11 protein-coding genes are annotated in these 12868 nt (G+C 71.5%); 5 read left to right on the top strand and 6 right to left on the bottom strand.

Annotation, left to right across the window (positions count from 1 at the left end; translation table 11 throughout):
* Positions 1 to 162: 162 nt before the first annotated feature.
* Both BIU91_RS10015 and BIU91_RS10010 read left to right on the top strand, forming a co-directional pair.
* Entirely contained in the window at positions 163 to 1164 is a 1002-nt protein-coding gene (locus tag BIU91_RS10015; protein ID WP_071405319.1) for an endonuclease/exonuclease/phosphatase family protein, read from the top strand.
* A 140-nt stretch (positions 1165 to 1304) separates the two neighbouring features.
* Positions 1305 to 2663, top strand: a complete 1359-nt coding sequence (locus BIU91_RS10010; RefSeq protein ID WP_071405318.1) for a cation:dicarboxylase symporter family transporter — start codon at positions 1305 to 1307, stop codon at positions 2661 to 2663.
* 15 nt (positions 2664 to 2678) lie between these two features.
* On the opposite strand, the gene BIU91_RS10005 is transcribed toward BIU91_RS10010, so the two are convergent.
* Positions 2679 to 3191, bottom strand: coding sequence for a hypothetical protein (locus BIU91_RS10005; RefSeq protein ID WP_139196497.1), 513 nt, complete (start codon positions 3189 to 3191; stop codon positions 2679 to 2681).
* A 131-nt stretch (positions 3192 to 3322) separates the two neighbouring features.
* Between BIU91_RS10005 and BIU91_RS10000 the strand changes: the two genes are divergently transcribed.
* Complete coding sequence (locus tag BIU91_RS10000) at positions 3323 to 4165, top strand: hypothetical protein (RefSeq protein WP_071405316.1); 843 nt, start codon at positions 3323 to 3325, stop codon at positions 4163 to 4165.
* A 780-nt stretch (positions 4166 to 4945) separates the two neighbouring features.
* Positions 4946 to 5944 carry a trypsin-like serine protease gene (locus tag BIU91_RS09995; RefSeq protein ID WP_139196496.1) on the top strand — a complete coding sequence of 333 codons (999 nt, stop codon included), beginning with the start codon at positions 4946 to 4948 and terminating at the stop codon, positions 5942 to 5944.
* Between the two features lie 91 nt (positions 5945 to 6035).
* On the opposite strand, the gene BIU91_RS09990 is transcribed toward BIU91_RS09995, so the two are convergent.
* The 4 genes from BIU91_RS09990 to BIU91_RS09975 form a co-directional block, all read right to left on the bottom strand.
* Complete coding sequence (locus BIU91_RS09990) at positions 6036 to 7190, bottom strand: glycosyltransferase (RefSeq protein ID WP_253183728.1); 1155 nt, start codon at positions 7188 to 7190, stop codon at positions 6036 to 6038.
* Between the two features lie 174 nt (positions 7191 to 7364).
* Positions 7365 to 8702, bottom strand: coding sequence for an ABC transporter substrate-binding protein (locus BIU91_RS09985; protein ID WP_071405313.1), 1338 nt, complete (start codon positions 8700 to 8702; stop codon positions 7365 to 7367).
* 56 nt (positions 8703 to 8758) lie between these two features.
* Positions 8759 to 9589, bottom strand: a complete 831-nt coding sequence (locus tag BIU91_RS09980) for a carbohydrate ABC transporter permease (protein WP_071405312.1) — start codon at positions 9587 to 9589, stop codon at positions 8759 to 8761.
* Positions 9589 to 10434, bottom strand: a complete 846-nt coding sequence (locus tag BIU91_RS09975) for a sugar ABC transporter permease (RefSeq protein ID WP_231495659.1) — start codon at positions 10432 to 10434, stop codon at positions 9589 to 9591. The genes BIU91_RS09980 and BIU91_RS09975 overlap by 1 nt, the downstream gene beginning before the upstream one ends.
* 382 nt (positions 10435 to 10816) lie before the next feature.
* On the opposite strand from BIU91_RS09975, the gene BIU91_RS09970 reads away from it, so the two are divergent.
* Positions 10817 to 11728, top strand: a complete 912-nt coding sequence (locus BIU91_RS09970; protein WP_071405310.1) for an inositol monophosphatase — start codon at positions 10817 to 10819, stop codon at positions 11726 to 11728.
* Between the two features lie 119 nt (positions 11729 to 11847).
* Here BIU91_RS09970 and BIU91_RS09965 read toward each other — a convergent pair whose 3' ends face one another.
* Positions 11848 to 12867, bottom strand: a complete 1020-nt coding sequence (locus tag BIU91_RS09965; protein ID WP_071405309.1) for a LacI family DNA-binding transcriptional regulator — start codon at positions 12865 to 12867, stop codon at positions 11848 to 11850.
* Position 12868 lies beyond the last annotated feature (1 nt).

The raw sequence follows: 12868 nt of genomic DNA, 5'->3' as shown, positions 1-12868 counted from the left end.
GCCAGCTGGCACCGGGCCTCCAGTCCGGTGTCGTGACGCCCCACGGCATGGGCTGGTGCCCCGCGCCGCTGCGGTGCGGCGGGTGCTGGGATCCAGCAGGATCCTCAGCGCGAGGTCGTCGTTCACCGGCGGCTGCAGGCTGCCGTCCACGATGATCCGAGGGTGCCTCGTCGTCGCGCTGCCGTCCGGACCGCCGTGGTGGTGGTGATCGTGCTGCTGGTCGGTGCCGTCCTCGGTGCCGTCTTCGTCGCCGCTCCGTGGCTCGGTGTCGGGCGGGCTCCGGTGCTCGCCGCCGTGTTGCCGGCCCGGTCCCTCGTGACCGCGGGACTGGTCGCTGCCGGTCTCGCCCTGGTGCTCGTCGCCGTCGTCCTGCGACGCACGCGAGCCGTGCGGCTGGTCGCTGCGTCGCTCGGTGCGCTCCTGCTCGTCGTCGCCGTGGCGAACACGGCGGTGCTCGGCGTGCGGGGATGGGACGTGCGGCCGGTCGACGATGCCCGGGGCGCGCTCCGGGTGTTCGAGTGGAACACCAACGGCGGACTCGTCAGTCCGCAGGGAATCGCCCGCGCGGCGCTGACCGCACGGGCGGACGTCGTCGTGCTCCCCGACGCGGGCGACCGCCGGGCCGCTACCGCGGTGGCGCGGGCGATGGGGCAGCACGGTGGGCCGGTGCGGCTCTTCATGGGTGGTGCCGGCACGCAGGTGGCGGTGCTCGTCGGGGCCGATCGCGCGTCCGGCGCCTCGATGTCGCCCGGCGTCGATCCGGTGAAGACGATGGCGGTGTCCGGGCCGTCGATCCCGACGATCGTCGCCGTGCACGCTGCGCAACCGATCGGGCGGGGCCTGGCGGGCTGGCGGACCGATCTGCGGTGGGTCGGCGAACAGTGCGGCCGCGGCGCTGACGTGGTCGTGTCGGGGGACTTCAACGGATCGGTCGACAGCTTCGACGGCGGGAGTCTCGGTTCGTGCCGGGACGCCGCGTCGACCGTGCACGCCGCGGCGCTCGGCACGTGGCCGACGTGGCTCGATCCGCGGCTGGCGATGCCGATCGACCACACCCTGGTCGGTCGGTCGGCCGGTGTCGTCCGGTCGTGGAGTGTGCTGACGAGCCAGGACGACTCCGGCGCTCGGCACCGGCCGACCCTGACGGTGGTCGGCGGCAGCTGACCTGGACGGCGGCCCCTGTTTCCGGTGGGCGAGCGGCCCAGTTTCGGTGGGCGTGCGGCGCTGTTTCGGTGGGCGTGCGGTGCGGGAGGTGGGAACAGACTCGCAACGTCGACGAAACACGCGCCCTGTGGGGTGGATGCATGGACGTCACCACCACGGATCGTGCTCCCGCTCGCTGGTACCACTCGCTGTTCGTGCAGATCGCGATCGGGGTGGCCCTCGGCATCGCCGTCGGGGTCTGCTTCCCCGCGGCGGCGCCGGTGCTCAACGTGGTGGGGCAGGGGTTCATCCGGCTGATCGAGATGGTCATCGCGCCGCTGGTGTTCATCGTCGTGGTGACGGGCATCGTGCACGTCGGCGACCTGCGGTCCGTGGGACGGATCGCCGGCAAGGCGATGATCTACTTCCTGCTCGCGTCGTCGTGCGCGCTCGTGTTCGGGCTGCTGGTGGGCAACCTCGTGCGCCCCGGGGCAGGCCTGCGGATCGACCCGTCGTCGCTCGACGCCTCGGCCGTGGCGGCGAAGACCGCCGGCGGCACGGCTCCGGACGCGGGGACGTTCATCCTCGACCTCATCCCGTCGAGCGTCGTGAACGCGTTCGCGACCAACGACATCCTGCAGGTGCTCGTCTTCGCGGTGTTCGTCGGCGCGGCGATCGCCGCCATCGGCAGTGACCGTACGCGGCCGCTCGTGCGGGGCCTCGACCTGTGCCTCGAGGTCGTCTACCGGATCCTGGGCTGGGTGATGCGTCTGTCGCCGCTCGGTGCGTTCGGGGCGATGGCGTACGTCGTGGGGCAGTACGGCATCGACACCCTGGGTTCGTATGGGCTGCTGATCGCCGCCTGCTACGGCGCGGCGGCGGTGTTCATCGTGGCGCTGCTCGTGGGCGGACGGCTGCTGTCCGGGGTGCCGATCTGGCGGTTCGTCTGGCACACCCGCGCCGAGTTCGGGCTTGCCCTGGGCACCGCGTCGACCGAGGCCGTGCTGCCGCGGATGATCACCCGGCTCACCGAGGTCGGCGTCTCACGGAGCGTCGCCGGGCTCGTCGTGCCGACGGGGTACTCGTTCAACCTGGACGGGGCGGCGATCTACCTGTCGATCTCGCTGCTGTTCCTGACCCAGGCGTTCGGGGTGCCGCTGACGCTCGAGCAGCAGGTGGCCGCACTCGGGGTGCTGCTGCTGACGTCGAAGGGCATGGCCGGGGTGCCGGGCTCGTCGTTCCTGGCGCTGTCCGCGACGGCGACGAGCCTCGGGCTGTTCCCGGTCGCGGGCGTCGCGCTGCTGCTCGGTGCCGACCGGATCATGGACGCGATGCGGGTGAGCGTCAACCTGCTCGGCAACTGCGTCGCGACGCTCGTGGTGGCGCGGTGGCAGGGCGAGCTCGACCGTGAGCGGGTGGACGCGGTGCTGTGGCCCGGGCGCGGGGTGCGGCCGTCGTCGGAGCCGGAACCTGCTGCGGGTGCTGCGGGTGCAGCCGCGGTGTCGGCACCGGTTCGGTGAGGGCTCTCGGCGCGGTCAGTGTTCGAGGACGGCGCGCTGCTGGTCGTACTGCTGGCGGGTCCGGTGTCCGCCCATCTTGCGGACTACTGCGCCCGAGGGGTCACGGGTGATGCGCCACCAGATCGCGGTGCAGAGCGCGTCGACCGGCAGGGCCGTGCCGAGTCCGACCAGGAGCTGCCTGCCGAGGTCCGTCCGCCACGGCAGACCCGAGACCTCGAGCGCGGTGAAGACGAGCAGACAAACCACGATGGTGATCGGGCTGAGCCAGAGCTTGCGCACGGTGCGTTGACGTGCCACGTCGATCTCCGCCAGCTGCGCCAACGGCAGCGTCGAACCGACGTGCTCGCGCGGCTCGCCACCGACGATGACGGCGGCAGGGCCGGGGGCGGTCGCTGTGTCGTCCGCGTCCGTGGCGAGTCGCCACACCACGTCGTCCAGGTGCTCCAGGTCGTCGTCGATGCGGAACCAGCCGCCTTCGAAGCCGTCGGCAGCGGCGTCGGGATCGGCGCGAGGCGTGGTCGTGGTCACGTCGGTCATCTTCGCAGCAACAGGCGCCGCTGGGGCACCACCGCTTCGGGGGTGGGGCGGAGGCGTCGCTCGCGGCCCGGGGCGCGTTCTGCTGACAGGATGGTCCGGACACCACGGGGGCGGGGGCCGGCATGGGCACGGAACAGCAGGACTGGCGAGACCAGCGGACGGGCCCGACGACGGGGCGGGGCAACGCGATCGCCATCGCGCTCGTGCTGCCGGTGCTGCTCGTCGTGAGCTGGGCGGTCCAGATCGGGGCGTACCTGGCGCGCGACTTCGGGTCGATGGACGACCGGCTCGGAGCAGGGGGCGTGCTGACGCGGCTGGTCATCGGCGCCGTGCTCGCCGTGGGGATCCCCGTGGTCGTGCTCGTCGTGCAGGTCCGGGCTCGTCGGCGCGAACCGCGGCACTCGCTGGCCGCCGTGGTCGCGGCGATCGTCGTGCTGGTCATCGCCGTGCCGTGGAACGGCCTGGTCCTGACGTCGCAGGTGCGGAGCATGGCCGCCGACGCCCGGCAGTGGGCGCAGCCGGCGACCGCCGCCGAGCGGCACTTCGCCGACGGCGACGCACGGGCCACACTCGAGCGGATCGGGGACCGCACCGTGCGGATCCTCGGCGGCGACCGGAAGTCCGCCTACCGCGATGGTGAGCGAGCCGGTGGCGCGTACAGCGAGGAGTGCCAGCTGTCGAACGCCCACCAGGGGGTGCGGTGGATGTACTGGTACGACCCGGGGGAGTACACCGACGAGCAGGGCAACGAGTTGCTGCCCGAGGACCACACCGTGATCGAGGGTGCGAACCGCGACGTGGACGGAGTCCGGGAGTACTGGGCGTCGGAGGGCATCGACGCGCGGTCGGAAGGGGACATGGTGCCCGACCAGATCGCGCCGACCGCCGACTGGCTCGAGAGCGGCTCGTCGTACACACGGCCCGGTCCGGACGTCGACTTCCGCACGATCTGCCTGGTGCGCTGACAGCACGAGCCATGGTCGGGCCGCCTGGCAGGTGGGCGGTTGGGTCCGTTGCCTGCGCCCGTCGGCGACGATGGCCGACCAGGCGCTCGACGGCGGCGAGGATGACGCCCGGGGGCTCTCGCCGCGATCTCGGTCCTGAACCGGCTCGCTCCGACGCGGAACGACGACCCTTTCGGACCAACTCGCGATACACGGTCCGCGCGTGCGAACCCGTGGGAGCGGCGCAGCTCGTCGAGCCTCCGGCAGCGATCGGTTGTCAAGACACTGCACCACGCTCTCCGAATGCGCCCGGAGAGAGCGGTGGCGGGAACCCGGTTCCTCGGACTCTCGCCAGGTCGAGGTCGACCGCGGCGTCGGCTGCGTGCGGGAGCGGAGCTCGCAGGGGCGCCCGCCGACACTGACACCCGTTCTGGCTCGGCTCGGCCGGGCCACACGCGGGTTCGGCAGCTTCCCCGCCAGCCCTTTCCGTTGCTGTGACTAGTTTCACTAGACGGTCGTATAGGAACCTGCCTAGCCTTGCATGACCAGTCACCAGGCCGTTGCGCGTGCAGGCCCCTGACTCTGGACCGCGAACAAGATCGCCGGCAGCCGCAGTCGGTCTCAGCACCCACCGCTCGGAATTCGAGCTGAGGGTCGTCAACACGAAGAGCCTGCACCGAGTCGGTTGCTGCGAGCTCGGCGGCGCCGAGGCGGCCTGAGTCAGCTGGTCGTGATTTCTCCGACGGTCACCGTGTTGATGATCGTCGCCAGGCCCACACCCACAAGAGGACGTAATCGTTGATGGAACCGCACAAGAGCCCCACGCCGTCGGACGTGAAGCGTTCTTCCGGGTCGAAAGCACTGACCGAGGATCGCGAGCGGACCAGCTCGCAGCGGTCGAGACGCCGGCGCCGCGTTCTCCCGGTTGCCGTCGTGGTCCTGGCCGCGCTGCTACCCCCGTTGCTCGGCAGTGAGGTCGCTTCAGCGGTCGTCCCACCCCGGAACCCAGATCGCGCGTCGTTGCCGATCATCTCGGGGACGAAGGTCAGCGTTCCGGGAGGGTCGTGCACGGCGGGTGCCGTCCTCACCCCGAAGAGTCTCTTCTCGCGCCTCACCGCCTATCAGAGGGCGACGAGGTGGGTGGTCCTGGCGAAGCACTGCGCTCCTCTGTACGCGTCCATCCACATGGGCACCAGATCTGTAGGGAACGTCGTCTGGCAGTCCGCCACGTCCGACATCGAGCTGGTGCGCGTTTCACCGCAACCGGACAACATGACGTTGATCTGCGCAGCTCATCACAGCCAGCCCGCCTTCTGCAGCCCCTTCCAGACCTACACTCCGCTGGCCAACAACCGGGTGTTCTTCCTCGCGAACGGTCGTGAGGCGCGGGTGCCTGTGAGTGGTTGGGCCGATGCGCCTGATGACCAGTTCTGCACAAGCGGGTGGGCTTCTGGTGTCAAGTGCGTCTGGCACGGGTTCGACCTCGTTCCCGGAATCTCCCGGCCCCCGTACGAGCACATCAGCGCGGCGGACGGCTCGGAGCTCGAGAGCATCGCCAACGGGGACTCGGGCGGGCCGGTGGTGAGCTACGACCGACACCTCCTCGGGATCATCTCGTCGGGCGAGGCGGTCGGACGTACCGGGGGGCGATCGGTCGTGTACTACACGCCGATGAGGCAGGTCCTGCATGAGCTGTTCAGCTATGAGCTCGGCCCGGCGGACATACCGACGGCCGCGGGGGAGGACAATGCGCTGCCGGACAGCGGTGGCGATGCAGGCTGGGAACTCGCGCCGAACTAGTCCACCGCCGCAGGCACCGACAGACCCTCGCTGACCAACGAGCTGACCGTCGGACAGCCGCGCCGCCGTGGTGTGGCGGGATCTGCGCTCCTCACCGCGGGGCGGGCGTCCAGCCGACCAAACGTTCGACGGCTGCGAGGACGACGGCCGGGGGCTCGCCCGTCGCGATCTCGGTCCGGATCCGTCCGGCCGCGACGCGGAACGACGGCTCGGTCAGGAGTCGCGACGCAGTGGTGCGGATGTCCGCCGGGGTCGCCGTCGCGGCGTCGAGGACGAGTCCGGCGCCCAGGTCCTCGACGCAGCCGCCGTTCGGCAACTGGTCCGCACCGAGCGGCAGGACCAGCAGGGGCACCCCGTGCGCGAGTGCCCCGGTCACCGATCCCGACCCGCCGTGGTTCACCACGAGGTCCACGAGCCCGAGCACCGAGTCCTGCGGGACGTACTGCTCGATCCGGATCGCTCCCGGCCCCGCCGGCACCGGGAAGGTCGTCGGGTCGACCCAGGGTCCGGTCGTCACGAGGATCCGTGCCGGCAGGGCGGCGAGGGCGTCGATGAGCCGAGCGAACAGGTCGCCTGACTTCGTGTTGAACTCGGTGCCGAGCGTGACGTAGACGCGCGGTCCGTTGCCGGCGGCCAACCACGCGGCGGCGTCCGACGGTGATGACGACCAGGTGTCCGGTCGCATCCGGATGACCGGACCATGCAGCTCCTGCCCGGATCGCATCGACGCCGGGAACGGGATGACGGTGAGCGCGCCGCCGAGCATGTGTTGCTGCGGGTCGGGTCCGAGTCCCGCGCGTCGGCGGAGCGCCTCGAGCGGCGCTCGCACCGCGTCGCGCCAGGTCCCACCGGCCGAGGCGAAGGCCAGGACCACCACGCACGGCACCCCGGCTCGTTCGGCGGCGGTCATCGCGCCGAAGTCGAACTCCCCGCAGACCACGAGGTCGGCCGTCCACCGAGTGACCAGCCGCCCGACGTCGACGACGGCCCCGGCGGCCGCGTCCCCCAGGAACACCTGGGGAACGCGGGTGAGCACCGTGCTCGGGTCGATCGGGGTCAGGGTCCCGGTGCCCGGCCTGCTCGCCGGCAGCTCCACGTCCCGCGGCTGCCGGTGCGAGAACCCGGTCTGTTCGAGGACGGCCTCGCGCGCGCCGCTCAGTGCGGTCCGGTGTCCGGCAGCACTGGCCGCGCGGGCGAGCGGCAGCATCGGCGCGAGGTGTCCCCGCCCCCGTGGGAACGAGAACACGATGCGCAAGGGTTCCGAATCCCCGTAGCCGGGCCGGCCGTTCGCAGCAGACACCACAGGGCTCCGATCGTCGCGCGGGCTGCCCGCCCGCTTCGTCAGACAACCGTATGGCGAACGACGGTCGTGCTCAATGAACCCTTGGTCAGCCTCGACGGGGCGTGCACCCGGAGTGGGTCACTTGCCAGCGGCCTCGTTGTAGGACTCGATCTGCTTGCCGGCCTGCTGCTCCGCATCCGTCATGGTCGACTCGACGTCGGCACCCTCGACGATCCGGTTGAAGGCGCCGATGACGGTGGCGCGCACCGTCGGGAACGCGCCGGTGATGCAGCCAGCAGCGGCGACGCTCGTGGGGTCGTCGGCGAGCTGCTGGTACATCGTGGCGATGTTCGGGTCGGACAGGGAGCGCTTGCCCACGGTGGTGTCCTGGGCGTCGGTGTTCATCGCGACGTAGCCGGTCGCCTTCGCCCACTCGGCCTGCACGTCCGGCGTCTGGAGCCACTTGGCGAACGTGTACGACGCCTGCTGCTCGGCGGACGAGTGGCCCTTGCCGGAGATCCACAGCGCGTTGCCGCCGATGACCTGCCCGGCGTCGTCGGAGGTCGACGTGGTGGGGAACCGGGCGACGACGGACTTCGAGCCGTCCGGGTCGACCGTCGTGTAGGCACCGGACGAGGTCAGCAGCATCCCGACCTTGTTGCTCGAGAACGCCGAGTTCTGCACGGTCGAGTCGGTGCCGGGGTTCAGGGCGGCGCCGTCCTGGTAGAGCTTCTGCAGCGTGGTCATGAACTGCACCTGGGTGTCCGAGGTGAGCGAGACACCGGTGACCGGCTTGCCCTTCCGCCCGTTGTCCGGGGTGCAGAAGGGCTGGCCGCCCGAGGCGCTGAGCTCCTCGAGCATCCACGAGTCGCCCATGTTCATGCTCATGCCGTAGCCACCGGTCGCGGCGTGGATCTTCTCGGCCCAGGTCGCGACCTGCGCCAGCGTCTTCGGCGGCTTGGCGGCGTCGAGGCCGGCCTTCGCGACGAGTGCCTTGTTCAGGTAGAGCACGGGCATCGAGACCGAGAACGGCATCGCCGCGAGTGACTTGCCGTCGCTGTAGTACGTGGCGGCGGCCGGGGCGATCGTGTCGGTGCCCGACGTCGATCCACTGATCTTCGCGGGGGACACCGTCTGGCCGGAGTCGATCATGAAACCGGTCGACACGTCGTTCATCATGAGCAAGTCTGGTGTCGAGCCGGACTGCACCGCCGCCGTGTACTTCGTCTGGACGGCCGCGTAGTCGCCCTGGAACGACGACTTCACGGTGATGTGCTGGTCGTTCTCCTTGTTGAAGCGGGCGACGAGCGCGTCGAGCTCGGTCGCGGGCGGCCCGGACATGGCGTGCCAGAAGTCGACGGTGACGGGGCCGGAGCTGTCCGATGCGGAGCTCGACGTGGAGCACCCGGTCAGGGCGAGGACCGCGACGGCCCCGGTGGCGAGTGCGGTGAGGGCGGTGGAACGACGTGCGGGCATGGTGCGTCCTTCGGGTGTGGGGCGGGCGGGGGTCGGGGAGGGGATCGAACGTGTCGTCACTTGAGCGCCCCGGCGGTGAGGCCGCCGGCGAGGAACCGCTGGGCGACGAGGACGAGGACCAGGACGGGGAGGGTCACCATGGCGGCGCCGGCGAGGACCACGCCGATGTCGGCGGCCTCGGCGTCGGACAGCTGGGCGATGCCGACCTGCACGGTGCGGTGTTCCGGCGAGTTGGTGACGAGGAGCGGCCAGAAGAACCCGTTCCAGGCGGCCGTCGCGCTCACCAGGGTGACCGAGACGAGCGTCGGGCGGGTGAGCGGCAGGAGCATGGACCGGATGAACCGGAAGTGTCCGGCGCCGTCGAGCACCGCGGCTTCGCGCAGCTCGTCCGGGAAGCTCAGGAACGCCTGGCGGAACAGGAAGATCGTCAGCGCCGAGGCCACGAACGGCAGGAAGACGACCAGGAGCGTGTCGATGAGGTGCCACGACGAGACGGTCAGGTAGTTCGCGATCAAGGTCGTCTCGCCGGGGATCATCATGCTGGCGAGCAGGACGAGGAACAGGGCACGGGTGCCCCGGAGCCGACAGAACACCAAGGCGTAGGCGGTGATGATGCCGATGACGACCTGCAGCACCGTCTGGGCGAGGGTGACGACGACGCTGTTCAGGAACTGCTGCCCGAGCGGGACGACCTGCGTGGCTCGGACGATGTTGTCGAGTGTCAGGTGGATCGGCACGAGACCGGCGAGGCCCTGGTCCAGGTACCGGGTCGGGGTGAGCGCGCCCTCGAACACGTAGTAGAGCGGGAAGCAGACGACGACGACCGCGATGACGAGCCAGGCGTGGACGAAGACGCTCCGGAGCCGGCGTGCGGTGACGGGGCGCATCAGTAGTTCACCCGCTTCTCGAGCACGCCGAACTGCACGAGCGACAGCCCGAGGACCAGCAGGAACAGCACGACCCCGAGCGCGGCCGCGAGGCCGAAGTTCGCGCTGCCGGACCCGAAGGCCTGCTGGTAGATCGCGTAGACGAGGGTCTTCGAGGAGTCGGCCGGACCGCCGCCCGTGAGGATCTGGATCTGCCCGAAGGTCGTGAGTGCCTCGACGGTTCCGGTCACGACGACGAAGAAGAGCGTCGGCGTGACGAGTGGCAACGAGATCGACCAGAGCGTCCGCACGGGCCCGGCACCGTCGAGGTGCGCCGCCTCGATGACGTCCTGGTCGATGGCGCCGAACGCTCCGAGCAGGAGCAGCACGGTGAACCCGAGCGACCCCCAGATCGTCACGACGATGACGCTCGCCAGGGCCCACTGTGTACTCGTCAGGAACGGCACGGGCGCGCCGCCGAACTGGGTGATCACCGTGTTCAGCAGCCCGTTGCCGGGTGCGAGCATCGCCGCGAACGCGACGGACCCCGCTGACACGGACACGACCATGGGCGCCGTCAGGAGTGCGCGGAAGACCGGCAGGCCGCGGAGCTTCACGGTCAGGGGGATCACGACGAGCAGACCGAACACGATGCGGCCGACGACCACGCCGACGCAGAAGACCGCGGTGGTCAGCATCGTTCGTCCGAACGCGGGGTCGGTGAACGTGCGGACGTAGTTCTGCAGCCCCACCGAGCCCGCCGGCTGACCGAAGATGTCGGTGCCCTGGGTGCTGAGGACCAGGACGCGGCCGAGCGGGTAGAAGACGAAGACCGCGAACGCGAGCAGCGCCGGTGCGAGGAGCACCAGACCGAGCCGGCGGTCCGAGCGCAACGAGGACCGCGTCGTCCGGGTCGCCCGGGGTGGACGCGGCGACTGCGGGGACCGCGGCGACCCTGCGGTACGCGGGGGACCGGCGACCAGGCCGGACCTGACGGGGACCGTCATGGGGCGGACTCCTCCGAGTAGGGAACGTTCCCTAACCGGGAACGACTCCACTGTGCGGCGGGGGTCGGAGACCGGTCAAGGCACGTCGACCACCCGCCGTCACCCGTTCACGCCGCGTTCAACCCCTCCGCCGATCGGGTGCCGACGTTCACCGCCGCACGCCGCGCGTTCACCTCGGGTTCGGCCCGTCGACCGGCGTGGTTCGCCGTCCAGGGGCCTCGACGTCGTAGAACCGGGGACCATGCGAACCGTTCCTGCTCCCCAGACACTCCGGGCGATCGCCGAGGAGGCCGCGCGCACCGTCGCGCCCGACCTGCTCGCCGTGTTCCGCGCCCCGATGACGATCAGCACGAAGCGCGATGCGCACGACGTGGTGACCCTGCACGACCGCGCGGCGGAGGAGGCGATCACGACGGTGCTCACCGCGGCCGTGCCGGGCTCGGTCGTGCTCGGCGAAGAAGGCGGCACCACCGGCGGCACCGGCACCGGCACCGGCACCACCGGCACCACCGGCGGCACCGACACCACCGGCACCGCCGGGGGCGTCGGCAGCACCGATGGCCCCGTGGTCCGGTGGATCGTGGACCCGATCGACGGCACCGCGAACTTCGCCCGCGGACTCGCGTACTGGTGCATCTCGATCGCGGCCGAGGTCGACGGCGAGGTCGTCGCCGGGGTGGTCTTCGACCCGGTCGCCGACCACGTGTTCGCGGCGGACGACGTCGGCGCCTGGCTCGACGGTGCGCCGATGCACTCGTCGTCGGGGCCCGCCGACGCCGCGACGGTGCTGACGAGCTTCCCCGTGCAGCAGGACCTCGACCTGCTCGGCGAAGCAGCCGCGTTCGATCTACTCCGGGACCTGACGCTCCGGTACCGCCACCACCACAGCCTCGGCAGCGGTGCCCTCAACCTGGTGCACGTCGCCGCCGGGTGGTCGGACGTCACGATGGGCTTCGCCACGCACCCGTGGGACGTCGCCGCCGGGGCACTGGTGCTCGAGCGCGCCGGCGGGTGGTTCCGGGGCTTCCGTCGAGGCGAAGCCGTCGACCGCGCCCACCTGGCCGACGACTACGTCGCCGCCGGCGCCGGGGGATCGCACGCCGAGCTGGTGCGCCGGGTGCAGGAGCTGTCGGCCACGACCGCCACCGACTGAGCCGCCGACCGGGCCGCCAGCCGGCCCGCCGACTGAGGCACAGGCCGGGCCCCCAGCCGGCCCGCCGACTGAGGCACGGACCGGGCCGCCGACCGGTTCGACGCGGGCGTCGCGAGCGGTCAGCCGAGCGCGTGCCGGGCGACCGCCCTGGCGGTGGACCCACGCGGCAGCAGGTGCGTCGGGAGCACCTCGTGCCGGTCGCCGCGGCGACCCCTGAGCCGCTCGACCACGAGTTCGACCGCCCGCGCGCCCATCCGGACGCGCGGCTGGTCGACACTCGTCAGGTCGAGCCGATCGCCGAGACCGGTGCCGTCGAACCCGGTCACCGCCGCCATCCGGGGGAGCGCGAGCCCCGCGCCGTCGGCGATCGCCACGAGCCGAGCCGCGGTCGCGTCGTTCGTCGCGACGAACGCCGTCACCCCGTCACCCAGGTGCCGGGCGATCCGCGCCGGGTCCGCCTCCAGGGCCTCGACGTCGTCGACGCGGTGGTCGCCGGGCTTGCCGAGCTGCGCAGCGACCGCGGCGTGCGCGACCGCACGACGGGTCGTCGAGGGGTGGTCGGACTCCGCCACGAAGCACGTGCGCCGGTGCCCGAGTGCAGCGAGGTGGAGCACCAGCGCGCGCATGCCCGCCTCCTCGTCGGCGCGCACGGTGTCGAGTCCGAGGCCGGCGAGCGCCGACCCGCTCGACCCGAGGACCGCGACCGGCAGGTCGCGCGCGACCGCAGCGAGCCGTGCGGGGGCGAGCCGACTGCTCAGGACCGCGACCCCGAGGACACCGTTGGCCGATCCGTGGGAGGCGTGCAGGGCCTCCAGGCCGTCGGCCAGCCGGGCAGGGTCACGGAACCCGTCCACGACCCGGAGCGCGAACCCCAGGGTCTGCGCGGTCGCGCGTGCGCTCCGGAGCGCTTCGTCGTGGAACGGGTTCGCGGCTTCGGTGACGACCACCCCGAGTACGAGCGGCGCGCCCTGCGCGCGTCGCCTGGCGAGCGAACCGACCGGGAGGCCCAGCTCGTCCGCCGTCCGCACCGCGAGTTCCCGACGTGGCCGGGACACACCGTCGTCGCCCCGCAGGGCGAGTGACACGAGCGATCGCGAGATGGCGCACCGCTCGGCGACGTCGCGGAGGGTCGCGGCCACG

Source organism: Curtobacterium sp. MMLR14_002, from assembly GCF_001864975.1.
GTDB lineage: Bacteria > Actinomycetota > Actinomycetes > Actinomycetales > Microbacteriaceae > Curtobacterium > Curtobacterium flaccumfaciens.
The sequence above is the reverse complement of the archived record's forward strand: the minus strand, read 5'-3'. Positions and strand labels throughout refer to the sequence as shown.